Source organism: Rhizobium sp. 10PS4, assembly GCF_032464805.1.
GTDB classification, from domain to species: Bacteria; Pseudomonadota; Alphaproteobacteria; order Rhizobiales; family Rhizobiaceae; genus Rhizobium; species Rhizobium laguerreae.
In genome coordinates this window covers 15366-39996 of the sequence record NZ_JAWDIW010000017.1, presented here as the reverse complement: position 1 = coordinate 39996, position 24631 = coordinate 15366, and the positions used below count along the sequence as shown (strand labels likewise).

The 24631-nt window shown below is 61.9% G+C and carries 23 protein-coding genes and 1 pseudogene; 11 read left to right on the top strand and 13 right to left on the bottom strand.

The window, feature by feature from the left end:
- Positions 1-307 precede the first annotated feature (307 nt).
- The 6 genes from RWJ89_RS28450 to pobA all read right to left on the bottom strand — a co-directional run bounded on the left by RWJ89_RS28450 (position 308) and on the right by pobA (position 6117).
- Positions 308-1024 (bottom strand): ABC transporter ATP-binding protein, encoded by a 717-nt coding sequence (locus RWJ89_RS28450; protein ID WP_316031824.1) that lies wholly within the window; start codon positions 1022-1024, stop codon positions 308-310.
- Positions 1005-1769, bottom strand: coding sequence for an ABC transporter ATP-binding protein (locus RWJ89_RS28445; protein WP_316031823.1), 765 nt, complete (start codon positions 1767-1769; stop codon positions 1005-1007). Before RWJ89_RS28445 ends, RWJ89_RS28450 begins: the two co-directional genes overlap by 20 nt.
- Positions 1766-2770, bottom strand: coding sequence for a branched-chain amino acid ABC transporter permease (locus RWJ89_RS28440; protein ID WP_316031822.1), 1005 nt, complete (start codon positions 2768-2770; stop codon positions 1766-1768). The genes RWJ89_RS28445 and RWJ89_RS28440 overlap by 4 nt, the downstream gene beginning before the upstream one ends.
- Before the next feature lies 1 nt (position 2771).
- A complete protein-coding gene (locus tag RWJ89_RS28435; protein ID WP_316031821.1) occupies positions 2772-3635 on the bottom strand; it encodes a branched-chain amino acid ABC transporter permease in 864 nt (287 codons plus the stop codon).
- A gap of 75 nt (positions 3636-3710) precedes the next feature.
- Positions 3711-4883 carry an ABC transporter substrate-binding protein gene (locus tag RWJ89_RS28430; RefSeq protein WP_316031820.1) on the bottom strand — a complete coding sequence of 391 codons (1173 nt, stop codon included), beginning with the start codon at positions 4881-4883 and terminating at the stop codon, positions 3711-3713.
- Between the two features lie 61 nt (positions 4884-4944).
- Complete coding sequence (gene pobA, locus RWJ89_RS28425; protein WP_222011936.1) at positions 4945-6117, bottom strand: 4-hydroxybenzoate 3-monooxygenase; 1173 nt, start codon at positions 6115-6117, stop codon at positions 4945-4947.
- Positions 6118-6234: 117 nt separating this feature from the next.
- On the opposite strand from pobA, the gene RWJ89_RS28420 reads away from it, so the two are divergent.
- Positions 6235-7125, top strand: coding sequence for a helix-turn-helix domain-containing protein (locus RWJ89_RS28420; protein WP_222011937.1), 891 nt, complete (start codon positions 6235-6237; stop codon positions 7123-7125).
- A 231-nt stretch (positions 7126-7356) separates the two neighbouring features.
- Positions 7357-7514, top strand: a pseudogene (locus tag RWJ89_RS28415) (inorganic phosphate transporter); the annotation flags it as partial.
- A 90-nt stretch (positions 7515-7604) separates the two neighbouring features.
- Here RWJ89_RS28415 and RWJ89_RS28410 read toward each other — a convergent pair.
- Together RWJ89_RS28410 and RWJ89_RS28405 are read right to left on the bottom strand one after the other, a co-directional pair.
- Complete coding sequence (locus RWJ89_RS28410; RefSeq protein WP_131665483.1) at positions 7605-9176, bottom strand: putative bifunctional diguanylate cyclase/phosphodiesterase; 1572 nt, start codon at positions 9174-9176, stop codon at positions 7605-7607.
- Between the two features lie 456 nt (positions 9177-9632).
- Positions 9633-10187, bottom strand: a complete 555-nt coding sequence (locus RWJ89_RS28405; RefSeq protein ID WP_131665482.1) for a histidine phosphatase family protein — start codon at positions 10185-10187, stop codon at positions 9633-9635.
- Positions 10188-10419: 232 nt separating this feature from the next.
- On the opposite strand from RWJ89_RS28405, the gene RWJ89_RS28400 reads away from it, so the two are divergent.
- From RWJ89_RS28400 to RWJ89_RS28390, 3 genes are read left to right on the top strand one after another with little or no spacing between them, the layout of a single operon-like run.
- Positions 10420-10629 carry a CbtB domain-containing protein gene (locus tag RWJ89_RS28400; protein ID WP_131665481.1) on the top strand — a complete coding sequence of 70 codons (210 nt, stop codon included), beginning with the start codon at positions 10420-10422 and terminating at the stop codon, positions 10627-10629.
- A 26-nt stretch (positions 10630-10655) separates the two neighbouring features.
- Entirely contained in the window at positions 10656-11402 is a 747-nt protein-coding gene (locus RWJ89_RS28395; RefSeq protein ID WP_316031819.1) for a CbtA family protein, read from the top strand.
- Between the two features lie 50 nt (positions 11403-11452).
- Positions 11453-12082 carry a hypothetical protein gene (locus RWJ89_RS28390; RefSeq protein ID WP_316031818.1) on the top strand — a complete coding sequence of 210 codons (630 nt, stop codon included), beginning with the start codon at positions 11453-11455 and terminating at the stop codon, positions 12080-12082.
- Here RWJ89_RS28390 and RWJ89_RS28385 read toward each other — a convergent pair.
- The gene (locus RWJ89_RS28385; RefSeq protein ID WP_316031817.1) at positions 12067-12729 is read right to left on the bottom strand and encodes a sulfite oxidase-like oxidoreductase; all 663 of its coding nucleotides are present in this window, start codon (positions 12727-12729) and stop codon (positions 12067-12069) included. The genes RWJ89_RS28390 and RWJ89_RS28385 overlap by 16 nt on opposite strands.
- A 185-nt stretch (positions 12730-12914) precedes the next feature.
- Here RWJ89_RS28385 and RWJ89_RS28380 point away from each other — a divergent pair, with 185 nt between their 5' ends.
- The 6 genes from RWJ89_RS28380 to RWJ89_RS28355 all read left to right on the top strand — a co-directional run bounded on the left by RWJ89_RS28380 (position 12915) and on the right by RWJ89_RS28355 (position 20727).
- Positions 12915-14717, top strand: a complete 1803-nt coding sequence (locus tag RWJ89_RS28380; RefSeq protein WP_222062544.1) for a sensor histidine kinase — start codon at positions 12915-12917, stop codon at positions 14715-14717.
- Entirely contained in the window at positions 14714-16045 is a 1332-nt protein-coding gene (locus RWJ89_RS28375; protein WP_316031816.1) for a sigma-54-dependent transcriptional regulator, read from the top strand. The genes RWJ89_RS28380 and RWJ89_RS28375 overlap by 4 nt, the downstream gene beginning before the upstream one ends.
- Before the next feature lie 230 nt (positions 16046-16275).
- On the top strand, positions 16276-17259 hold the full coding sequence (locus RWJ89_RS28370) for a tripartite tricarboxylate transporter substrate-binding protein (RefSeq protein WP_316029571.1): 984 nt from the start codon (positions 16276-16278) through the stop codon (positions 17257-17259).
- 212 nt (positions 17260-17471) lie between these two features.
- Positions 17472-17933 (top strand): tripartite tricarboxylate transporter TctB family protein, encoded by a 462-nt coding sequence (locus RWJ89_RS28365; RefSeq protein WP_316029572.1) that lies wholly within the window; start codon positions 17472-17474, stop codon positions 17931-17933.
- Positions 17934-17942: 9 nt separating this feature from the next.
- Positions 17943-19448, top strand: coding sequence for a tripartite tricarboxylate transporter permease (locus RWJ89_RS28360; protein ID WP_020051484.1), 1506 nt, complete (start codon positions 17943-17945; stop codon positions 19446-19448).
- Positions 19449-19557: 109 nt separating this feature from the next.
- Complete coding sequence (locus RWJ89_RS28355) at positions 19558-20727, top strand: M20 aminoacylase family protein (protein ID WP_316031815.1); 1170 nt, start codon at positions 19558-19560, stop codon at positions 20725-20727.
- A gap of 135 nt (positions 20728-20862) precedes the next feature.
- Here the strand turns inward: RWJ89_RS28355 and RWJ89_RS28350 are convergent, their stop codons facing one another.
- The 4 genes from RWJ89_RS28350 to RWJ89_RS28335 are packed head-to-tail and all read right to left on the bottom strand — an operon-like array spanning position 20863 to position 24396.
- Positions 20863-21708: a metal ABC transporter permease gene (locus tag RWJ89_RS28350; RefSeq protein ID WP_316031814.1), complete on the bottom strand. Its 846-nt coding sequence runs from the start codon at positions 21706-21708 to the stop codon at positions 20863-20865.
- Positions 21705-22565: an iron/manganese ABC transporter permease subunit SitC gene (gene sitC / locus RWJ89_RS28345; protein WP_017995053.1), complete on the bottom strand. Its 861-nt coding sequence runs from the start codon at positions 22563-22565 to the stop codon at positions 21705-21707. The genes RWJ89_RS28350 and sitC overlap by 4 nt, the downstream gene beginning before the upstream one ends.
- Positions 22562-23467 carry a manganese/iron ABC transporter ATP-binding protein gene (locus RWJ89_RS28340; RefSeq protein WP_316029575.1) on the bottom strand — a complete coding sequence of 302 codons (906 nt, stop codon included), beginning with the start codon at positions 23465-23467 and terminating at the stop codon, positions 22562-22564. The genes sitC and RWJ89_RS28340 overlap by 4 nt, the downstream gene beginning before the upstream one ends.
- Positions 23464-24396 (bottom strand): metal ABC transporter substrate-binding protein, encoded by a 933-nt coding sequence (locus RWJ89_RS28335; RefSeq protein ID WP_316029576.1) that lies wholly within the window; start codon positions 24394-24396, stop codon positions 23464-23466. Before RWJ89_RS28335 ends, RWJ89_RS28340 begins: the two co-directional genes overlap by 4 nt.
- Positions 24397-24631: the final 235 nt, after the last annotated feature.

The window sequence follows — 24631 nt, the reverse complement described above, 5'->3', positions numbered from 1 at the left end:
AGCAAATTCCGATTGGCTATAACTCCAACATCCAAGTAAAAAGGCCGGAATCGACGCCGATCCTGCCTATCATCCAAGATTTTACGCCTGTCTTACGCCGCCGTCGCCTCGTCGGTCATGGCATTTCCGGCCTCTTCAGACGATTATCACTTTCGCCGGCAGAAAACGTTCCCGACAGCATAATAATGACAGGTCAACGATGACGTCATAATGACGATATACTGCATGAATTGCTCGGCGTGCCAAGCGTAACTTTCAGGAGGAAGCGAGGGATCCGGAAACGCCGATGATTCCGCCGGCCATCCCATCAATGCAGGCCGCCGACCCCGAGCAGGCTCTCGACAGCCTCGTGATCCCTGGTGAGATTTTCCGGCGTTCCGGTCCAGGCCAGTCGTCCTCGTTCGAGAATGACGACTTGATCGGCGAAATCGAGCGCGCTCTGGATGCGCTGCTCGACCAGCAGGATGGTCATGTCTCCCGTCTTGGCGAGGTCGGTGAAGGCCGCCATCAGTTCCTCGCAAATAACGGGCGCAAGGCCCTCCAGCGGTTCGTCGAGCAGCAGGACGGAGGGGCGGCCGAGAATGGTGCGGGCGGTGGAGAGCATCTGCTGCTCGCCGCCGGAGAGCTGGCTGCCGAGGTTGCCGCGGCGCTCCTTCAGGCGCGGGAACATCGCATAGGCTTCCTCCAGCGCCGTCTTCGGTCGCGCCTTCAAGCCGACGAAGAGGTTTTCTTCGACTGTCAGCGTCGGGAAGACGCAGCGTGCCTGCGGCACATATCCGAGGCCCTTGTGCGCGCGTGCAGCACTCGGTGCCGTCGTGACATCCGAATCGCCGAGGCGGATGCTGCCCTCGTATCGCCTGGTCTGCCCGGCAAGCGTCGCGAGCAGCGTGGTCTTGCCCATGCCGTTGCGGCCGAGCACGGCAAGCCGGGCACCCGCCGGCACGGTGAAGGAAATACCTTCGAGCACTCTCGTCGGCCCATATCCGGCCGACAGATTCTCGACCTCAAGCGATATGGCTGGCATTGGCATAGCTCCCGAGATAGGCCTCGCGCACACGCGCATCCTTGGTGACGTCTTCCGGCAGGCCGTCGAAGATGATCGTGCCTGATGCAAGCACGATGACGCGTTTGGCAAAACGGAAGACGAGATCCATGTCGTGTTCGATCATCAGCACGGCGAGATCGGCGGGCAGATCGGCCAGCGCCTGCTCGATGCGGCCGGTATCGCTTTGCGGCACGCCGGCTGCGGGTTCGTCGAGTAGCAGCACCTTCGGCTTCAGCGCCAGCGCCACGGCGATCTCGAGAAGCCGTTGCTGGCCATAGGCGATTTCGCTGACCTTGCGATGCATCAGGAAAGCCAGCCCGAGTTTTCCAAGGAGATCGTCGACTTCCGCCATGACATCGGGCATACGCAGGAAATTGCCGAACATATGCCCGGTCTTTCCATCGCGCTGAAGGACGGCAAGTCCCACATGTTCGGCCGGCGTCATGTCCTGGAAGAGCCGCGTCACCTGAAACGAGCGGACAAGACCGCGTCTGACCCTGCCGATCGCATCGACCTTCGTCACCAGCTCGCCGCCAAGGCGAACCTCGCCGGAGTCGGGCGATAGATTGCCGGTCACGAGGTTGACGAAGGTGGTCTTGCCGGCGCCGTTCGGGCCGATCAGCGCGATGCGATCGCCAGGCGACATCGTGAGCGAGACATTATTGGTGACGGCAAGGCCGCCGAAGGCTTTCTTGAGATTGGCGACTTCGAAGACCGGGCTCATGAGCGCTGCTCCCTGCGGCGGCCAACGAAGGCTGCGGCTGTGCCATAGAGACCTTTCGGCGCAAAGAGCACAACGGCGATCAGCAGCGCGCCGACCATGGTCAGCCAGTGGAAGGGATTGGCGGCTGAGACATAGTCTTCGAAGAGCATGAAGATAACAGTGCCGGAGAGCGCGCCGAAGAGAGAACCGGTGCCGCCGAGCACCAGCATGACAAGCGCTTCGGCCGACTGCGTGAAAGACAGGCTGTCGAGGCCGACGACCTGTGTCGAAATCGCGTTCAAGGCGCCGCCGACACCGGCAACGGCGCCTGATATTGCGTACATCCTGATGAGAGCTGCCTTCGGCGAAGCGCCCATGGCGCGGATGCGCAGCGGGTCCTGCTTGATGGCGCGGCAGAGCATGCCGAAGGGCGAGCGGACCAGGAACCGTAGCAGCACGAAGACGATCAGCAGCAGCGCCATTCCGAAGAAGAAGGCGGTGTGACCATAGAGATCGAATTCGAAGAGGCCGAAGACCGGATCCGGCGCGATGCCGGACAGTCCATCGCTGCCGCCTGTCCAGGACGAGGCCTTGTTGGCGAATTCATGGAAGAGGTTGATCAGCGCAATCGACAGCACCAGCTGCGGCAGTCCATGCGCACGCAGGATGATGGCGCCGCAGAGTAGCCCGGCAGCAGCGCCGCCTGATATGCCGGCCAGCATCATCAGCAGCGGGTCATTGATGCCGTAATGCGCCGACAGGATCCCGGCGGCATAGGCGCCGGAGCCGAAAAGCGCTGCATGGCCGAGGGTCGCGACGCCGCAATAACCGGTCACGAGATCGAGCGACAGGACGAGCAGCGCGATCGTGATCATCCGGGTCAGAAGGGCGAGATTATCGGGGAAGGCGAAATAGCCGATCGCGGCAATGGCTATGATGACCGCTATTCCGATAAGATCGCGGCCGATGAACCTGCGACGATGCTGGAGAGCTTCGGTTTCGTCATTCATGACAAGCGCCATCTTATTTCGCCCTTCCGGCAAGGCCGCGCGGGAAGACGCAGATGATTGCGATTACGGCGAGATAGAAGAAGAATTCGCCGAATTCCGGCATCAGATACCGCCCTGTCGTATCGATCGCGCCCAGCAGCAGGCAGGCGATGAGCGCGCCTGGAATGGAGCCCGCGCCGCCGACGGAGACGACGACCAGGAAGGTCACCATGTAGCGTAGCGCGTAATAGGGTTCGACGGGCAGGAGTTCGGCCCCGACCACGCCGCCGAAGGCGGCAAGACCGACGGCAACGGCAAAGCTCACCGCATAGATGATCTCAGTGCGCACGCCGAGTGCCGCAGCCATTGCAGCATCGTCGACGGAGGCACGCAGCTTGACGCCGAAGCTGGTCCTGTCGATCGTAAACCAGAGGGCGAGCGCCACGACGAGGCCGCAGAGGATGACGAAAAGCCGGTGAACGGGAATGGTGCGGAAGCCGAGATCGGCTGACCCCTGCAGCGCACCGGCAAGCGGTATGGTCTTCAGCGTCGGCCCCATGACATAATTGGCGATGCCGATGACGCAGAAGGTGATGCCGATGGTCATCAGCACCTGGGTCAGTTCCGGCGCGCCATAGATCCGGCGGTAGAGAAACCGCTCGATCGGAATGGCGACGATGATGGTGATGACAACGGCAGCGATGACCGCCGCGGCATAACCGAGGCCAAGATCGCGTGCCACATAGGAGGCGATATAGCCGCCGATCATCGCGAAGGCGCCATGGGCGAGGTTGACGACGCGCATCAGCCCCATGGTCACCGAAAGGCCGATCGAGATCACGAAGAGCACCATGCCATAGGCAAGGGCGTCGACGGCTATGCTGAAGACTGTCTGCATGAAAATACCTTGCTTCCAAGCGACGGGCTCGGCCTGATCGCAGGCAAAGTCCGTCGCCTGTCTTGACGCTCTATGTTACTTGACGGCCGCCAGACCCGGATCGCCCTGCTTCTCGAAAGTCTGGACCTCCTTGTTGATGTAGGTCCCGTCATCGGCCTTGACGACTTCGCGCAGATAGATGTTCTGCGTGATGTGACGGCTTTCCGGATCGACCGAAACCGGGCCGCGCGGGCTCGTCCAGGCAAGGCCCTTGACCGCATCGACGGCCTTCTCGGCATCCTGTTTGCCGCCCGTCGCCTCGATCATCTTGTAGATGACATGCATGCCGTCATAGGCGCTGACTGCGGGGAAGGAGAGTTCGGCCTTGTTGCCGATCGCTTTGGCCGCCGCCTCGACAAAAGCCTTGTTCTCGGGGGAATCGTGCGACACGGCGTAGTGGAAGGTCGTCTGGATGCCGAGTGCCGCATCGCCGAGCGCCGGCAGATCGGATTCCTGGGTCAGATCGCCCGGCGCGAAGAACTTGATGCCGGCAGCCTTCAGGCCATTGTCGTTATAAGCCTTGACGAAGCCGAGCGTCGTCGGGCCGGACGGCAGGAAGGCGAACACGCCCTCAGCGCCGGAATCCTTGATACGCTGCATGATCGGGCTGAAATCGTTGGTCGCAAGCGGCATGCGGATTGCCTCGACCACCTGGCCGCCGGCCTTTTCGAAGCCGGCCTTGAAAGCGTTCTCGGCATCGATGCCGGGGCCGTAATCGCTGACGACGGAAATCACCTTCTTGACGCCGGCGTCGAAGGCGACCTTGGCGATCGGCGTCGAGGTCTGCCAGGTGGTAAACGAGGTGCGGACGACGAGCGGGCTCTTGGTCACGATCGCCGAGGTGGCGGCGTTCATGATGACCATCGGCACATTGCCCTGTTTCAGGATCGGCGTCACCGCCATGGCATCGGGCGTGAAATAAAAGCCGGCGAGATACTGGACCTTTTCCTTGACGATCAGTTCCTGGGCGAGCGCCTTGGATTGGGCGGGATCGGCCTGCGGCACGTCGCGATAGACGATTTCCACCGAATCGCTGCCGACCGTGTTGCCGTTGACCGCCATATAGGCGTCGATACCGGCCTTGAAATTCTTGCCTTGCAGCGCGAACGGACCGGAGAACGGGCCGATGACGCCGACCTTGATGGTGTCGGCATAGGCCGTGCTGCTGAGCAGCACCGCCGCAACGGCGGCGAATACAAGCTTTTTCATGTTAGTTTCCTCCACTTTAAAATGCGGCCTTCATGGCTCGCCTCAGTCTCAGATCTTCATATCAGAACGGCAATCCGACGTAGTTTTCTGCAAGCGCCGTCGAGGCGGCGCGTGAATGCGTCAGATAGTCGAGTTCCGCCTCCTGGATCTTCTGGTCGAAATCCCCGGTATCCGGAAAACGATGCATCATCGTCGTCATCCACCAGGAAAACCGTACGGCTTTCCACACGCGGGCGAGCGCCTTTTGCGAGTAGGCGTCGATGCCGCCATCCGATCCCTCGCGGTAATGCTCGATCAGCCCGGAGAAAAGATAATGAACGTCGCTGGCGGCAAGGTTCAATCCCTTGGCGCCGGTCGGCGGGACGATATGGGCGGCGTCGCCGACCAGGAAAAGTCGGCCGAAACGCATCGGCTCAGTGACGAAGGAGCGCAGCGGCGCGATCGATTTCTCGAAGGACGGCGCGGTCGCCAAGGCCTCGGCGTGATGCACCGGCAGACGCCGTCTCAACTCGTCCCAGAATCGGTCGTCGCTCCAGTCCTCGACCTTCTCGTCGAGCGCGCATTGGATGTAGTAGCGGCTGCGGGTCGCCGAGCGCATCGAACAGAGCGCAAAGCCCCTTGGATGGTTGGCGTAGATCAGTTCATGGCTGACGGGCGCCACATCGGCAAGCACCCCCAGCCAGCCGAAGGGATAGACCTTCTCGAAACTCCTGATCGCCCGTTCCGGGACGGCCTTGCGGCTGACGCCGTGAAATCCGTCGCAGCCGGCGATGAAGTCGCAATCGATGCGCTTGGAAACACCGTCTTTCAGATAGGTGACGAAGGGAGAATGGCCGTCGAAATCATGCGGCGCGACATCGACGGCATCGTAGATCGACAGGGAGCCGCTTTCTTCACGCCGCTCCATGAGATCGCGCGTCACCTCGGTCTGTCCGTAAACCGTCACGCGTCTGCCGCCGGTCAATTCGTGGAGGTCGATGCGATGGTCGCGTCCGTCAAAGGCCAATGAGAAGCCGTCATGCGGCAGGCCTTCGGCGTGCAGGCGCGTCCCGGCTTTTGCCCGATCCAGCAGCCCGACGGTGCCTTCCTCCAGAACGCCGGCACGAACCCGGCCGAGGATGTAATCCTTGTTCACACGATCGAGAATGACATTGTCGATGCCGGCTTCGGTCAGGAGCTGGCCGAGCAGCAGGCCGGATGGTCCCGAACCAATGATGGCGACCTGCGTTCGCAACTGCTTCCTCCCTGCATTTTTGCGTTTTGCCAGATTCTGCCGTGTCGTCCCCGCCGCAGCAATGGACATCCCAACCAAAAAATTGCACTAATCGAACATTGGTGCGGGAGGAGCCCGATGAGCAGACATGTCCCTACCTACGAACTCTACGGTGAGAATACCGGGCGAAAGCCCGATTTTTGGTTGCATTGCGAAACAATTCGCTCCCGCAGCAGCTTGCATCAATGGGAGATTCGCCCGCACCGACACGAGAGTTTCTTTCAGATATTGTACATCGAAGGCGGTTCGGGCGATGCGATCCTCGGCGAAAACAGCCATGCCATCCGTCCGCCGGCAATCATCACTGTGCCGCCTGGGCTCAATCACGGCTTTCGTTTTTCACGCGATATCGACGGCTTGGTGATCACGCTGTTGAGATCCCATCTCAGCCATCCGCCCGGCGACCGAAGCCACCTCGGCGAATGGTTTGCGACGCCGCATCTGACGCCGCTCGATCCCGATAATGCCGAGGCTGCCTATGTCATGCAGACGTTGAGGCGGCTGGGCGACGAATTCGAAAACCGCCGCAGCGGCCGCAACGAGGCCTTGGCGGCCTATGTCGCCTTGGCGCTGCGGCTGACGGCGAGGATTTCCCATGAGGGGAATGCGCACGAGCTTCCGGAAAACGAGAACGAGCGGCGGATGGAAATGCTGAGCGAGCTCATCCAGCAACATTTCCGATCACACAAGCCCGCGTCCTTCTACGCCAGGGAGCTTGGGCTTTCGCCGACACATCTTACCCGTATCGTCCGGTCGATGACCGGCAATACTCCTCATGAATTGATCGCCGGCAAACTCGTCGAAGAGGCGAAACGCCAGCTGGTTTTTACGCTGGGCAGCGTTCAGGAGATCGGATTTCGGCTCGGCTTTGCCGACCCCGCCTATTTCTCGCGCTTCTTCGTTAAATACACCGGAGAAACGCCGCGGGTTTGGCGCATAAAGGAGAAGGTTCGGCTTGAAGGTGTATAGGCCATCCGCAAGGGTTGCGGGGCGCAACTGCCCTACCGTGGAAGCCGTAGCGCTTGATGCCCTCGTCGTGCGCCGTCGATCGCGAAGATGCCGATCTTGACCGTCGAGGAACCGGCATTGAAGGTCAGCAGCAGGTCGGTCGATGCCATGTTTTCAAGACTCCTTGCGGGCGTGACGATAGCCGAACTTAGTGCCGGGGCTTCTGACGGAAAGGTATTTATTCACCCACCCGTGGGTTTGTCGCTGGGCTGGAAGCGCATCGTCGTCACCGTCGGTGAAAAGATCGCACGACGCATCTGATCTATGGTCAGGGCGCGGCAGCCGAAGTCGTGGCGATGGTCACAGTCGTTTCGGCCGATCATCTCGGCCTGCCGGTTTCGACCACGCATCCTGCGCCAGGCTTTTTAGAGGAAATTCCCGGCAAAGCGTGAAGTGGTTTTGCCGGGAATTGCGTCCAAACAAAAGGTTAGAGCGCTTCGTCAGGCCGTGAAGGCCAGACGGGTCTTGCGATCACTGATAAAGATGCTCGCCTCGGTGGCGGGCATCGCCTTGCCGAAAAGATAACCCTGGCCGACGTCGCAGCCGAGCTGAAGCAGGAAGGCGAGCTGGCCGTGCTCTTCGATACCTTCCGCAGTCGTCTTGATGTTGAGACTCCTGCCGAGGCCGAGCATGGCGCGGACGATCTTTTCCTGCCGCTCGTCGTCGCGATAGGTGTCGATGAAGCTTTTGTCGATCTTGATCTTGTCGAAACGGTAGCGGGCGAGCTGGGCGAGGCTCGAATAGCCCGTACCGAAATCGTCGAGTGCGATCTGGATGCCGGCTGCATGCAGTTCATCGAGAATGGCCGCGGCCGCGGCGGGATCCTGAATCAGCGCATTTTCGGTGATCTCCACTTCCAGGCGCTGCGGTGACAGCCGGCTTGCCGAAAGGACCTTAAGGATGCGGGAGGTCAGCAATTTGTCTTCCATCTGCACCGGCGAGACGTTGAAGCACAACATCACATGCTCCGGCCAGGTGAGGGCGTCGCAGCAGGCCTGGGCAAGAAGATCCTCGAACAATGCGGTGATCATACCGTTTTCCTCAGCGATGCCGATGAAGACCGGAGGCGGGATGTTGGCGCCGTCCTCACCGATCCAACGCGCTAAGGCCTCGAAGCCACAGAGCTGGCCGGTCTTCAGATCGATCAGCGGCTGATAGAAGGGTTTGATTGCCTTGTTGGAGATTGCAGCGCGCAGCCTGGTTTCCAGCGCGGCGCGTTCCGTTACCTTGTTCTGCATTGAGGCTTCGAAAACGAAATAGTGGTTGGGTCCACGTGATTTCGCCTCGTACATGGCGAGGTCGGCACGGTGGGCGGCATCTTCCAGCGGTTCGGCTCCCTCGGCCCAGCGGTCATAGCCGACGCTGGCGCCGACTTCGACGGCAAAGCCATCGATATGGATCGGTCGGGTGACGGCCTGGATCAGCAGCTTGGCAAAACGCTCCTCGCGCTGCGCCGACAGGGCGAAGGCGACGATGATGAATTCGTCGCCGCCGAAGCGATAGACGCAGTCGGCATTGCCGAGCGCGCAGATGCGTCTGGCAACCTCGATCAACAGGATGTCGCCGCCCTTGTGGCCGACAAGATCGTTGACCTTCTTGAAACCATCTAGGTCGACAGAGAAGATAGTGACGTTGCGGTCCCACTCCTCGATCTCGGCCTGGTCGTCCTCGATCGGCCGTGAGAGGATCTTGCGCTCGAAGGCGTAGCGGTTCGGCAGCTTGGTCAGATGGTCGTGGGTCGCGGTCCAATCGGCTTTTGTCTGGGCGGCCGCGCGCAGGTCCATTTCCTTGCGCAGGTCGGCGATGCGCAGCACCGAATAGATAAAGCTCATGGCGCCGGCGATGCCGAGCCCCAGAACGAGCCTGTCGGCGCCGTACTCGCCGAAACCGGTCATGAAGGCGACCAAGCTGTCGTCGAGCTGCAGCAGCGTGCCGAGAAGCCAGAGTGTCACGCCAGAGACCACGATCGACACGAATTGCCGTCCGGCCCTGCTTTGGAAAAACACTGGCATTATGCCTTCTCCATTTCCACCTTCGCGGAAATATCACGAAAGTCTGAAATGTTTGTTGAAACCAGAAGGCGAATTATCGGAGGCGGCAGCCTGTTGCTGTGCCGCTGAGAGACTGACGGAGCCTGTGGCAAACCAGGGCGGCGCTGTCAGCGTGATCCCTTCGTGGTTCGGGAGACCGGCAGCCACCGGAAAAGAACGAAGGCGAGCGTGCTCATCGCATCGCTCGCCCTTTCCAGTGCTTCAGGCGGTGACGATCAGCAGCGGAACGCTGACGATGAGACCGACCAGAACCGTGACTGTGGCGACACGCATGAAACGCAGGCGTCGCGTGCGCTCGCCACTCCAATCATATGTCATTCTTCCATCTCCTTGGGACAAGGAAGTAGTCCCCGCAAAGCCGGGTTCAACAAAGATGACGCGATTTGCTTGTGCAAAGCTGGATAAGATCAGCAGTCTCTAATGCTGGAAGCGCAGAGACCAGCGCTGTCCGTTGCTGGTCATGCGGATGATGGAAAGTGGCTCGACGTCGCTCAGCCAAAAGGAGGAGAGCGGCGCCTGCAGCACATGCACGATCGCTGTCCGGATGACGGCCGGATGGCTGATTGCAATGACGTGGCCGTCGAGGACGGTCAGGCCATCCATCCAGCCGGCGATGCGCGTGCGCAGATCAAGAAGGCTCTCGCCGCCATGCGGGGCCGCTTCCGGATCGCTCATCCACCCCATGAGGTTCTCCGGCTCTTCGGTCCCGATCGCCGTGATCGACCTGCCGGCCCAGCGGCCATGGTCGCAGTCGCAAAGCGCCTGATCTATTTGGGCTTCGAGGCCGAGCGCGTCAGCAGTCTGACGGGCGCGCAAGGCGGGGCTCGTGGCAATACGGTCGGCGCGGGGCGGGGCGATTATCCTGCCGGCTTCCTCCACTGCCTTGTCCTCCAGCGGTTCGTCGAGCGGGAACAGGGCCTTGCGGCTTGCTGCCGTCGCGCCATGGCAGATCCAGGTGAGGCGCGTGTTCACGGTCGTTCTTGTCTCCGGGAATGCGGCGACAGCGTCCTTCGCCGGCTTGTGAAGTTTCGTTGACAGTCTCTTCGGCGTGCAGATATAACCGTGCTGTTGCGGGTTTGGAAGCCGGTGTAAGTCCGGCGCGGTCGCGCCACTGTGACCAGCGTGTCGAAAGCTCTTCGCGCTGGAAGTCAGACCTACTGCACAAGCACTCTTTCGACTGAACGCGTCATTCCCGGAGGAATACATGTCTGACACCACTTTCGCGCCCGTTGCAGTACCGGCGCCGATCCCTGTAGGCGAAATCTTGCCCTGGGCGATCTTCGGCGGCCTGCTGATGCTCATCGCTATCTATTTTGTCGGCACCGAGGAAGGCGCGATGGCGCTGTTCAACGGCATGTATGTGCACGAATTCGTGCATGACGGCCGCCATCTCCTCGGCTTTCCCTGCCACTAAAGCGCTTCGCGATCGGAGTTCCTGACATGGTTGGAAACCTTCTGCTTCGCGGCATGCTCGCGGGCCTGATTGCCGGCATCCTCGTTTTCGCTTTCGCCCATACGTTCGGCGAGCCGCTCGTCGATGCGGCGATCGCCTTCGAAGAGGTGAGCGCCCAGGCGGCCGGCGAAGCTGCCGAACCTGAAATCGTCAGCCGCGCCACGCAGGCCGGTCTCGGCCTTTTCACCGGCGTCATGGCCTATAGCGTCGCCGTCGGCGGGCTCTTCGCGCTCGCCTTCGCCTTCGTGCATGGTCGCTTCAGCCGCCTTTCGGCGCGCGGCACCTCGGCCGTCATCGCCATTGCCGCCTTCGTGGCGGTCGTGCTTGTTCCCAGCATCAAATATCCCGCCACTCCGCCGGCGGTCGGCAATCCCGACACGATCGGCGTCAGGACCGAGTTGTTCTTCCTGATGATCGTCGTTTCGCTTGCCGCACTCATTGCCGCGGTGGCGCTGTCACGTCGTCTCTCCGAGCGCTTCGGTCCCTGGAACGGTGCGACCATCGCCGGCATCGCCTATCTCGTCTTCATCGGCTTCGTGCTCTATCTGCTGCCGCCGATCAACGAGGTGCCGGAGAACTTTTCGGCGATGGTGCTCTGGGGCTTCCGCACGACCTCGCTCGGCATGCATGCGATCCTCTGGGCAACGCTCGGCCTCGCCTTCGGGGCGCTGGCGGAAAAGCGGCTTGCGGTTAAGGGCGGGCAACGTAGCCGGCCGGCCACGGCATTTCACTGAACGCATCGAAGGGCGCCGCTTTGCCGGCGCCCTGAACTTTTCGGGCGATTATGAAAAACGACAGAGCCAGACCACTGCTGCTGACGGCGTTTTCTGCCGCCGCGTTTTGTGTGGTCGCTGGAAGCGCTTTTGCCCATAGCCGCAGCTACGGCGGCAGCCATGCCGGACTGGATATCCCGGAGATTTCCCATGGCGAGATGGCTGTCATGTCTGACTATCGCGTTCGGATCATTAATCTTGCATCCCGCGCCGTCGATACGAACGAGCCGTTCCGGCGTGTGCTGAACTATGCCGAGATCCAGTATTCCTACTGTCTCTGGGGCCGGATGCCGGGCAGCGTGACGGATGAGGCAAGCCCGTTCAACGAATGCGCCCATGCCTATCTCGCCGCGACCAAGGCGGTCTTGCTTTCGATGCGCGAGATGCCGCGGGAGGCTGCTGCGGCGGGTGAAATCATTTCCGCGGTCGACGCCGACATGGTGCGGCGCGGGCTTGCGCTCATCACCTGCCGCTTCAGCGGCGAAGCCTTCAACACCGCCGATATCGTCAAGCCGCGCTGGAGCGGGATCCCATTCCATGCCGCCAGCATGGCGTCGCTGACGGGGCTTGCCTCTTTGTTCGGCCTTGGCGTGTTTGCGCTTCGCCGTTTCTCGCGGCCGAAAGTTCAGTCGTCGGAATAGCGCTGCTCGCGCCACGGATCGCCATAGATGTGGTAGCCGTTCTTTTCCCAGAAGCCGGCCTGATCGGCGGGCATCAGCTCGATGCGGCGCAGCCATTTGGCGCTTTTCCAGAAATAGAGATGCGGCACGACGAGGCGCATCGGGCCGCCATGCTCCGGCGTCAGCGGCAGGCCTTCCCAGGCGGTGGCGAGGATCGCATCCTCGGCGGCGAAATCGGCGAGCGGCAGGTTCGTGGTATAGCCGTCGTAGCTCGTCAGCATGACGTAAGCTGCCTCCGGCTTCGGCATGGCAAGGTCGAGCAGAACGCGCGTCGAAACGCCCTTCCATTTGTTGTCGTAGCGCGACCAGGTGGTGACGCAGTGGATATCGCTCACCCCCGTGCTCTGTTCGATCGCCTGGAAGTCGGCCCAGGTGAGGGTGAGCGTCGTTTCGACGAGGCCGCGCACCTCGAGCCGCCAGGTTTCGGTCGAGATGACAGGCTGCTGGCCGAGGTCGAGTACCGGCCAGTTCTTGACAAGGTGCTGGCCGGGCGGCAGGCGCTCGGCTTCGGGACGGCTGATACGGCCGGTCAGGAACTTGCCCTCAGCCGCCCAGCGGCGCTTGGATGTGGTGAGTTTGCTGTCGGCGGGCGTCTGGTCGTCGCTCATGGGCGGGGCCTCCTTGCGGTGCAGCAATAGGACATCGGCCCCTGCCGGGTGTCAAGTTTCGGCGGCCCCTTGGAAATCCCTACCCACCCCTCTAAACTCGGTCCGTTGGGTATGCCTCGCTGGGGAGTGGAGGCAGAAAAGGGGAGGAGCCGGTTCTGTCTTCTAGATATCGTGCGATAGCGGCGTTGCTGGTGGTGCCGCTGATCATCTTCGCCTTCTTCACCTATGGGAGCGCGATTGCGACGCGCGCCTATATGGAGGAAGCCTCGGCGCAGGCGGGAACGGCGCTGCGCCTTGCCGTTTCGGCACTCAGCGGCCATCTCAACCGCTACGAGGCGCTGCCGGCGCTGATCGCCGATCACGACGACATCAAGGAACTGGTGAGCGCGCCTGAAGATGCGGCGTTGCGCGATGCAGCCAATCTCTATCTCAAGGAGATCAACGGGCTGCTGAAATCCTCCGATATCTATGTGGTCAAGCCAGACGGAGAGACGATCGCGGCCAGCAATTACGATGGGCCTGCAAGTTTCGTCGGACAGAATTTCAGCTACAGGCCCTATTTCCAGGATGCGATCGAAGGCCGGCAGGCACGGTTTTACGCGCTCGGCACCACCTCGCTGAAGCGCGGCTATTATTTTGCCGCACCGATCCGGACCGGCGCGGATATTCGTGGCGTCATCGTCTTCAAGGTCGATATCGACATGATCGAATCCTCCTGGGGCGGCGGCGAATACAAGATTTTCGTCTCCGATCCGGAGGGCATCATCTTCATGTCCGGCAGCTCGGAATGGCTCTATGGTGCGATCCTGCCGCTGACGGCCGACCGTGTCGCCCGCACCGAGGCGTCGCGGCGTTATGCCAATGCCAGGCTGGCGGCGCTGCCGGTGACGCGTCACCACTTCGAGCAGCATGAGCTGATGACGCTGGCCGGCGAGCGCGGTTCGAGCGAATTTCTGGTGCTCTCGCATTATATGCCAGCCGAGGACTGGACGGTGAACGTGCTGATGGAGACGAGTTCCATCCGTGCCCAGGCACGCACGGCGCTTGTGGCAGTGTTTCTCTTCCTCTGCATCACCGGGCTCGCGGTCGCGGTTCTGCGTCAGAGGCGGGCGCGACTTGCCGAGCGCATGCAGATGCAAGCTGAAGCCCGCAACGAGCTGGAACGGCGCGTCGAGGAGCGCACAGCCGATCTTGCCCGCGTCAACAGCCGCATAGAAGAAGAAATCGCCGAACGGCGGCTGACCGAGCAGCAGCTGCGACAGACACAGGCCGATCTGATCCAGGCGGGCAAGCTTGCCGGGCTGGGGCAGATGTCGGCGGCCCTTTCGCACGAGTTCAACCAGCCGCTCGCCGCCGCCAAGACCTATACGGATAGCGCCTCCGTTCTCATCGACCGTGGGCGGACGGAGGAGGCGCGGGACAATATCCGGCGTATCGGCGGGCTGATCGACCGTATGGCTGCGATCAGCCGGCACCTGCGCAACTTCGCCCGCAAGCCGAACGAGAAGCTCGGTCCCGTTTCCCTCGACGAGGCGATGCGCGATACGCTCGAGATCATCGCCTGGCGACTGAAGGCGGCGGATGCCGAACTGCTTCTCGCTCTCGGGCCGCGTCCGCCGATGGTGCGCGCCGGTTCGGTGCGTCTACAGCAGGTGCTGGTGAACGTGATTTCGAATGCGGCCGATGCGGTGGAAGGGCTGAATGACCGGCGCATCGAGGTTTCGGCCTTCGAGGAGGCCGGCAAGGTGGTGCTGACTGTGCGGGACCATGGACCGGGCGTGCCGGCGGCGATCGCCGAGCGTATCTTCGATCCCTTCTTCACGACGAAGGGCGTCGGCAAGGGGCTCGGCCTCGGGCTTTCGATCTCCTACAACATCATCAAGGATTTCGGCGGCAGCCTTACTGCTGCTAATCATCCCGAAGGGGGCGCAGTGTTCCGCATCGAGCTGCAGTCGGCGGCAGGGCTGATGCCGGAGGCAGCGGAATGAATGCGAAGATCCTGCTGGTTGACGACGAGGAGGAACTGCGCCGCTCGACGGCGCAGGCGCTGGAGCTCTCCGGCTTCAGTGTCGAAACCTATTCGAACGGCGACCACGTGCTGGAGCTGATCGGCTACAGCTTTCCCGGCGTCGTCGTCAGCGATATCCGCATGCCCGGCATCGACGGCATGACGCTGATGCAGAAGATCCGCGAGCTCGACCCGGAGGTGCCGGTCATTCTTGTTACCGGCCACGGCGACGTTCAGCTTGCGGTAAAGGCGATGCGCGAAGGGGCCTATGATTTCATCGAGAAGCCGTTCACGCCGGAGATGCTTGCCGGCGTCATCCGCCGGGCGATGGAGCGGCGCGGCCTGGTGCTCGAAAACCGGCTGCTGAAGGCGGTGGCCGGCAAGCGCGACGATATCGAGGCGCGGCTGCCGGGGCGCACGCAGGTGATGGTGGATCTGCGCTACCGCATCCGGGCGATCGGGGCGAGCGATGCCGATACGCTGATCGTCGGCGAAACCGGGGCCGGCAAGGAGGTGGTGGCGCGGGCGCTCCACGACATCAGCGCCCGGGCGAGCCGGCCGTTCATCGCGATCAATTGTGCCGCACTGCCGGCGAACCTGATCGAGAGCGAACTCTTCGGCCACGAGGCGGGTGCCTTTCCGGGCGCGGTGAGGCCGCGCTACGGAAAGTTCGAACATGGGCGCGGCGGCACGATCCTGCTCGACGAGATCGGCTCCATGCCGTTCGACCTGCAGGCCAAGTTTCTGCGGGTGCTGCAGGAGCGGGTGATCTCCAGGCTCGGTTCGAATGAGGTGGTGGCGCTCGACGTGCGCTTCATCGCGACAAGCAAGGTCGATCTGGAGGCGGAGGTGGCGGCGGGGCGCTTCCGCGCCGACCTCTTCTATCGGCTGAACGTCGCGACGCTGCACGTGCCGTCTTTGTCGCAGCGGCGGGCGGATGTTCCGCTGCTTTTCCTGCAGCTGGTGCGGGAGGCGGCGGCCCGCTACGGCCGCGACGAGATGACCGTGCCGCCCGACGTGATTTCCGACATTGCTCAGCGCGACTGGCCCGGCAATGTGCGTGAGCTGAGGAATGCCGCCGACCGCCTGGTCCTCGGTCTCGACAATGGCGGGCGGCAAGCCGAGGAGGCAACCGGGCTTGCGGAGCGCGTCGCCGAATTCGAACGCGGGGTCATTGCCAGCGCGCTGGTGGCGCATGGCGGCAGCCTCAGGCCGGTCTATGAGTCGCTCGGCATTTCCCGGAAGACCCTCTACGAAAAGATGCAGAAATATGGTCTCGACAAGCGCATGCTCACCACCGAAAGCTAGCCGGGTGCTGGGGCAGCGCTGCAATTTTCGCGGTACGATGGGTGGATTTCCACCCGCCGACAGAGCCGTTTGTTTCCAAATCGACCCATGCTGCATCGCACTGTCATAAAATCGTCTTTCGAAAGCGACTGCAATGATTGCGGGTCGATTTTTCCAGGCGGCAAATAGGTTATCCGAACCGGCGCGGAGGATGTGTCGGCGGGTTCGCTTATTTCATCAGGGAGGAAACGATGAAAATTCTGAAGGCCATGCTCGGCCTGACCGCGGCTGCCGCGGTCTCTCTTCTCGCCGGCGCCGCTTCGGCGCAGACCTATCCCGAACGCACCATCACCATGGTCGTGCCCTTTGCGGCCGGCGGCCCGACCGATACCGTCGCGCGCCTGGTCGCCGAATCCATGTCGAAGGATCTCGGCCAGCAGATCGTCGTCGAAAATGTCGGCGGCGCCGGCGGCACGCTCGGCGCCGGCCGCGTGGCGAATGCCGATCCCGACGGTTACACCGTCCTGCTGCACCATATCGGCATGGCGACCAGCGCCACGCTTTATCGCAAGCTCGCCTATGACACGCTTGGCGCCTTCGACTATGTCGGCCTCGTCACCGAGGTGCCGATGACGATCGTCGCCCGCAAGGACATGGAGCCGGCCGACCTCAAGGGGCTGATCGATTATATCAAGGCCAACAAGGACAAGGTGACGGTCGCCAATGCCGGCATCGGTGCGGCCTCGCATCTCTGCGGCATGATGTTCATGAGCGCCATCCAGACGCCGCTGACGACCGTTCCCTATAAGGGCACCGGCCCTGCCATGACCGATCTTCTCGGCGGTCAGGTCGACGTCATGTGCGACCAGACGACCAACACGACGAAGCAGATCCAAGGCGGCACGATCAAGGCCTATGCCGTGACCTCGCCCAAGCGGCTCGAGGTGATGAAGGACATTCCGACGGCAGTCGAAGCGGGTCTGCCGGGTTTTGAAGTCGGCATCTGGCACGGCATCTATACGCCGAAGGGCACGCCGGCTGAAATCAACGAACGTCTGTCGAAGGCGCTGCAGGTGGCGCTGAAGGATCCGAATGTCGGCGCCCGCTTCGCCGAGCTCGGCACGGCGCCATCCTCCGACGCCGATGCGACGCCGGCTGCGCTGAAGGCCAAACTCGAAAGCGAGATCGCCCGTTGGAAGCCGGTGATCGAGGCCGCTGGCGAATATGCCGACTGAGGGTTATCCTCGTCCAGGCATGCCGAAAGAGCCCCTCACCCTAACCCTCTCCCCGTGAACGGGGAGAGGGGACTTGCGTCACTCAACGGCGGCAAAGGGCGAAGGGCTTGCAGCTATTTCCCTTCTCCCCGCATGCGGTGAGAAGGTGCCGGCAGGCGGATGAGGGCAATCGCAGCAGCAGTGCGTCACGAACCATCTCCCCAGGAGACACCATGAAATCCATCAGTTTCGATACCACCAATGCGATTTGCGGCGCGCTTTTCGTCGCGACCGGCGCTTTCTTCGCCATCCAGTCGCTGGGGCTCGACCTCGGCACGTCAGTGCGCATGGGGCCTGGTTATTTCCCGCTGGTGCTTGCCGCCGTGCTCGTGCTTCTCGGCGCGATCATCTTCATTCAGGCGCTGCGGGTCGAGGGCGAGCCGATCGACCCGTTTGCCTGGCGCGGCATGCTCTTCATCCTGCCGGCACCGGTGTTCTTCGGGCTGACGGTGCGCGGGCTCGGATTTGCACCGTCACTGTTCCTCACCGCCTTCATCGCCTGCTTCGCATCGCAAAAGATGAACGTGTTCTTCGCGATCATCCTGTCGCTGCTGCTGACGATCTTTTCGGTTGCGGTCTTCAGCTACGGGCTCGGCCTGCCGTTCGAGCGCTTCGGCCCCTGGGTCCGGTTCTAGGAGACGATGATGGATCTTTTCAGCAATCTCGCGCTCGGCTTTGCAACAGCCGGCACTCCGGAAAACCTGCTCTTCTGCCTGATCGGCGTGCTGCTCGGCACGCTGATCGGCGTGCTGCCCGGGATCGGCGCCACGGCGACGATCGCCATGCTCTTGCCGATCACCTTCCAGCTTGAACCGGTTTCCTCGCTGATCATGCTCGCCGGCATCTATTACGGCGCGCAGTACGGCGGCTCGACGACGGCGATCCTGATCAACATGCCGGGCGAATCCTCCTCGGCCGTCACCGCGATCGACGGCTACCAGATGGCCCGCAAGGGCCGGGCCGGCGCAGCGCTCGCGATCGCGGCGCTCGGCTCGTTCTTTGCCGGCACGGTCTCGACCTTCCTCGTCGCGATCTTCGCACCGCCGCTGACCGCAATCGCGCTGCAATTCGGCTCGGCGGAATATTTCTCGCTGATGATCGTCGGCCTCGTCTCCTCGATCGCGCTCGCGCATGGCTCGGTCGTCAAAGCGCTGGCCATGGTGGCGCTCGGGCTGCTGCTCGGCCTCGTCGGCACCGACATCTACACGGGCACGCCACGCTTCACGCTCGGCATCCGTGAATATGCGGACGGGCTGAACTTTGTGGCGCTTGCCGTCGGCGTCTTCGGCGTGGCGGAAATCCTGCGCAACCTCGAGGGCGAGTCAACACGCACGGTGCTGATGGCCAAGGTCACCGGCCTTTTGCCGTCCCGCCAGGAATTCAAGGAGATGATTGCGCCGGTCATTCGCGGTACGGCGATCGGCTCGGCGCTTGGCATCCTGCCGGGTGGTGGCGCCATTCTCGCGGCCTTCGCCTCCTACACGGTGGAAAAGCGGATGTCGAAGACGCCGGAGGAATTCGGTAAGGGCGCGATCGCCGGCGTTGCGGGACCGGAATCGGCGAACAATGCCGGCGCGCAGACTTCTTTCATTCCGCTGCTGACGCTTGGCATTCCGGCCAATCCCGTCATGGCGCTGATGGTCGGCGCGATGATCATCCAGGGCATCGTACCCGGTCCGAACGTCGCCACCGAGCAGCCGGCGCTGTTCTGGGGAATCATCGCCTCGATGTGGATCGGCAACCTGATGCTGGTCATCCTTAACCTGCCGCTGATCGGGCTCTGGGTGAAGCTCTTGACCGTGCCTTACTACGTGCTCTTCCCCATCATCATGGCCTTCTGCTCCATCGGGGTCTACAGCGTCAACGCCAACGTCTACGATCTCTACGCCGTGGCCTTCTTCGGGCTCATCGGCTATGTGCTGGCGAAGCTTCGCTGTGAGCCGGCGCCGCTTCTGCTCGGCTTCGTGCTCGGGCCATTGCTCGAGGAGAACCTCCGGCGCGCCATGATCCTGTCGCGCGGCGATCCGACCACCTTCGTCACGCGGCCAATCAGCGCCATTCTTCTGGCCATTGCGGTCGCCGTGCTGATCGTCGTCTTCCTGCCGAGTGTCAAGAAGAAGCGCGAGGAGGTGTTCGTCGAGGAGGCCTGAGGGGGTTGAACTTGTAGGCCGTTTGATGAACAAAGAATGATCTGATGCGGGCGCCGGTTGGGCGCCCGTTTCGCATGACGGGATATCCAGGCCCCAGGAGCATTGCCCGATGAGCATTCCCGCCCGGATCAAGGACGATCTGCCGTTTCTGACCTCTCTGCGCCGCGACCTGCACGCCCATCCCGAACTCGGTTTCGAGGAGGAGCGCACCGGCGGCATCGTCGCGAGGCTTCTCGAAGAAGCAGGCATCACTGTGCATCGCGGTCTCGGCGGCACCGGCGTGGTCGGCACGCTGCGGCTCGGCAGCGGCACACGCAGGATCGGGCTGCGCGCCGACATGGATGCGCTCGCCATGCCTGAAATGGCGAAGCGGCCCTATAAATCGACCGTGCCCGGAAAAATGCATGCCTGCGGCCATGACGGTCATACGGCGATGCTCATCGGCGCCGCGCGGCATCTTGCGGCAACGCGGGATTTTTCCGGCACGGTGCATTTCATCTTCCAGCCGGCTGAAGAAGGGCGGGGCGGAGCAAGGCGCATGGTCGAGGAGGGGCTGTTCAAGCTTTTCCCCTGCGATGCCGTTTATGGGCTGCATAACATGCCTGGGCTTGCGGTCGATGAGATCGCCGTGGTCGAGGGGCCGCAGCTTGCCTCCTCCGACAGCTGGCGCATGACCTTCCGTGGGACCGGAACGCACGGCGCCAAGCCGCATCTCGGCCGCGATCCGATCACGGCGGCCGGGACTTTCCTGTCATCGCTGCAGACGATCGTCGGACGGGTGGTCGATCCGCTGCAGCCGGCCGTCGTCAGCGCCTGTTTCCTGCAGGCGGGCGACTCGAAGGCGCTGAACGTCATTCCAGATATCGTCGAGATCGGTGGGACGGCGCGGGCCTATTCACCCAATGTGCGCGACCAGTTGGAGACCGAGATCGGGCGATTGGCGCATGGCACTGCGGCCATGTACGGCATTGCAGTGGACTATGCATTCGAGCGGCGGATTCCGCCTGTCATCAATGACGCGGATGCGACCGCGCGGGCGCTGGCCGTGGCCGGCTCGGTCTTCGGCGGCAAGGTGCAGACAAGCTTTCCGCCGTCGACGGCAGGCGACGATTTCGCCTTCTTCGCCCAGAACGCGCCGGGCTGCTATGTCTGGCTCGGCAACGGTCCGGCGGTGGACGGGGCTCTGCATCACAACACGGCCTATGATTTCAACGATGAAGCGCTTGGATATGGGGCGGCCTATTGGGTGGCGCTGGTCGAGCGGGAGTTGAAGGTTTGATTATCTTCTGCCCAATTGCCCAAACCGGAATCGAGTTTAGGAATTAGGCAGCAATTCAAAAGCGACCGTTACGCGCCTCTCTGCATTCTGCATTGGCAACAATTGCCCTCCGTACAGCGACTTCGTCAAAGTCCATCAGTCTGTCGGCGATTCCTCGACCCGGGCCGTCCCGTGCGTGGCATGGATGAAGGCGAGCACGAAGCCGATCGCCAGCACTAGCACGATGGTCGGCGCCGGCGCGCTGTCGATGAAGAAGGACAGGTAGACGCCGACAAAGGAACCGATCACCGCAATGGCGACGGAGAGGAGCAGCATGGTGCTGAACCTGCGGGTGAGCAGGAAGGCGATGGCTCCCGGCGCAATCAGCATGGCGATCGAAAGGATGATGCCTACCGCCTGCAAGGCACCGACGATCGTCAGCGAGATGAGGGCGAGAAGGCCGTAATGCAGCAGGTTGATCCTGAGGCCCACCGCCCTTGCCTGGGCAGGGTCGAAGGCGTGCAGCAGGAAGTCCTTCCACTTCACACCAAGAATGACAGCCGTGATCGCCGCGATGACAGCCGACTGCCCGATGTCGCGCCAGGAGACACCGAGCATGTCGCCGAACAGGATGTGATCGAGATGCACGTCGGACTGGATCTTGACATAAAGAACCAGGCCGAGCCCGAACATGCCGGAGAAAACGATGCCCATCACAGTATCCTGTTTGATGCGGCTGTTATCTTTGAGGAAACCGGTGGCGATAGCGCAAAACATGCCGGCCACGAAGGCGCCGACCGCGAAGGGTATGCCGACGATATAGGCAATGACCACGCCGGGGAAGACGGCGTGGCTGATGGCGTCTCCCATCAGCGACCAGCCTTTCAGAACCAGGAAGCAGGACAACAGCGCCATCGGGATTGCGACCAGCACCGAGATCACCAGCGCATTGACCATGAAGCCGAACTGGAAAGGCGAAAGAAGCGTGTCGACCATGTTCATGGCGCTGCCTCCAGCGCCTGCGCGGCGCGTCTGCGCGCCGCCAGCATGCCGTGTTTGGGTGCGAAGAAGAACGCGATCAGGAAGATTGCCGTCTGTAGCACGACGATGATGCCGCCTGTTGCGCCATCGAGGAAGTAACTCGCATAAGCGCCGACGAAACTGGTCATCGATCCGATGATGACCGCAATCACAAGCAGCCGCGGGAAGCGGTCTGTCAGCAGATAGGCGGTCGCGCCGGGCGTCACCACCATGCAGATGACGAGGAATGCACCGACTGTCTGCAGCGCCGCGACGGTGGAGGCAGACAGCAGCGTGAAGAAAATGACCTTGAGAACGGTCGGATTTAGACCGATCGATCGGGCATGGCTCTCGTCGAAGAAGGTGACCATCAGGTCCTTCCATTTGACGAGCAGGACAGCCAGCGACACGAAGCCGATGATGGCGAGTTGCAGCGTATCCTCGGGCGTGATGGCGAGAATGTTGCCGAGCACGATCGTCTGGATGTTGACCGCCATAGGCTGGAGCGAAACCATGAACAGGCCCAGCCCGAAGAAGGAGGAGAAGATCAGGCCGATGATGGCATCTTCCTTCAGCTTGGTGCGCTGGTTGAGGAAAAGCATCGCTGCGGCAGCGAGCCCTCCGGAAAAGAAGGCCCCGATCGAAAAGGGAAGTCCGAGCATATAGGCGCCGGCGACGCCGGGAACGATCGCGTGCGAGAGCGCGTCGCCGATCAGCGACCAGCCTTTCAGCATCAGATAACAGGAGAGGAAAGCGCAGACGCCGCCGACAAGGGCGGACACCCACATGGCATTGAGCATGTATTCATAGGTGAAGGGCTGCAGGAGGTCGGCTATCATTCCCGGCCCCCATTGCCACTATCGGGCCTCCGGGCGGTCGCTTTGCCACCCTGCATGATCAGGGGGCGCTCATCATCGGTTATGACGCCGATCGACGTTGGCCTGCCGCTCTGCGCTTCGCTGAACACGAAATGACGCAGCACGCCGCCAAAGGTCTTTTCCAGATTTTCCTGCGTAAAAGTCTCGACGGTCGGGCCGTAGGCGAGCACCGTGCCCTTGATCAGAATGGTCCGGTCGCAGAACTCCGGCACGGAGCCGAGATTATGGGTGGAGACCAGCATGACACGACCTTCATCCCGCAGTTCGCGCAGGAGCCTGATGATCTGGTCCTCGGTCTTTACGTCGACGCCGGTAAAGGGTTCATCGAGCAGAATGACCCGGCCGTCCTGCGCCAGGGCTCGCGCCAAAAAGACCCGCTTCCTCTGGCCGCCGGAGAGTTCGCCGATCTGGCGCTTGCGGAACTCGCTCATGGCGACACGGGCGAGCGCGGAGGCAACTGCCTCGTGGTCGGCGGCCTTCGGGATGCGCATCATGCCCATGTGACCGTAGCGGCCCATCATCACGACATCCTCGACCAGCACCGGGAAGTTCCAGTCGACTTCTTCCGATTGCGGCACATAGGCGACGAGGTTCTTGCGCAGCGCCTCTTCGACTGGCATGCCAAGCACGCGAATGTGGCCCCTGGCGAGACGCACGAAACCCATGATCGACTTGAAGAGCGTCGACTTGCCGGAACCGTTGACACCGACCAGCGCGGCGATCGTGCCCGTGGGGATCTGGAAACTCGCGTCCCTCAGGGCGGTATGTCCGTTGCGGTAAGTGACGGTCGCATCCTTTACCGTGATCCCCGATCCCGCATCCGAGGATGCGGGACGGACAAGATTGCCAAGCAGCACGGTCATTGCGACAACCCATCGGCAAGACCCTTGGCGACGGTATCGGAGGTCACGCGCAGAAGATCGATATAGGTTGGCACCGGGCCGTCGGCTTCGCTCAGCGAGTCGACATAGAGGACGCCGCCATAATGCGCGCCGGTTTCGCGCGCCACCTGCCGGGCCGGTTTATCGGAAACGGTGCTTTCGCTGAAGACGGTAGGAATCTGGTTTTCCTTCACCGCATCGATCACCTTGCGGACCTGCTGGGGCGTGCCCTGCTGGTCGGCATTGATTGGCCAGAGATAGAGTTCCTTCAGCCCGAAATCGCGTGCGAGATAGGAAAAGGCGCCCTCGCTTGACACCAGCCAGCGCTTGTCCTCGGGAATTTTTTCGAGGGTGGCGCGGATCGGAGTGATCGTCGCTTCGATCTTCTGCTTGTAGGCCTCGGCGTTGGCCTTGTAGGTCTCCGCATTCGCCGGATCATACTTTGCGAAAGCATCACGGATATTGTCGACGTAGATCAGGGCGTTCTTCGGCGACATCCAGGCGTGGGGGTTGGGCTTGCCTTCGTAGGGGCCTTCCGAGATGCCCATCGGTTCAATGCCATCGGAGACGACGGCACCGGGGACATCGTGCAGGTTCTGGAAGAACTTTTCGAACCAGCGCTCCAGATTGAGGCCGTTCCAGAGAATGAGCTGTGCACCTTGTGCTCGCTGGATGTCACCCGGCGTCGGCGCATAGTTGTGGATCTCCGCGCCCGGCTTGGTGATCGATTCCACGATCGCGGCATCACCGGCCACGTTTTTTGCCATGTCGGCAATTACTGTGAAGGTCGTCACCACCTTGAACTTCGAATTGGTTGTCTGTTGGGCAGCGGCGGGAAAGGCAACCAGCACGGCTGCGAATGCCACCCCTATCATTCCGGCCAAAACCGACCGTCTCTCCCTATAGAGCATATGTTTCTCCTCTTGCTGCTATTGCGACCGAATTGCAAAAGCTATGGAAAGTCGAACAAGTTGCGATTCGGAATGATTTGCGAAAAATACTTGACGACCCTTGCTTCGACTATTGTGCAATTAAGAATGAATTGCAACAATGATCCGAACGAGAGGTCGAAAAAGATGACAGCAGGGCTCGACGGGCTGGCCAACCTCATCGAACAACGCATACCGGGATATGCTTCGATCGGTT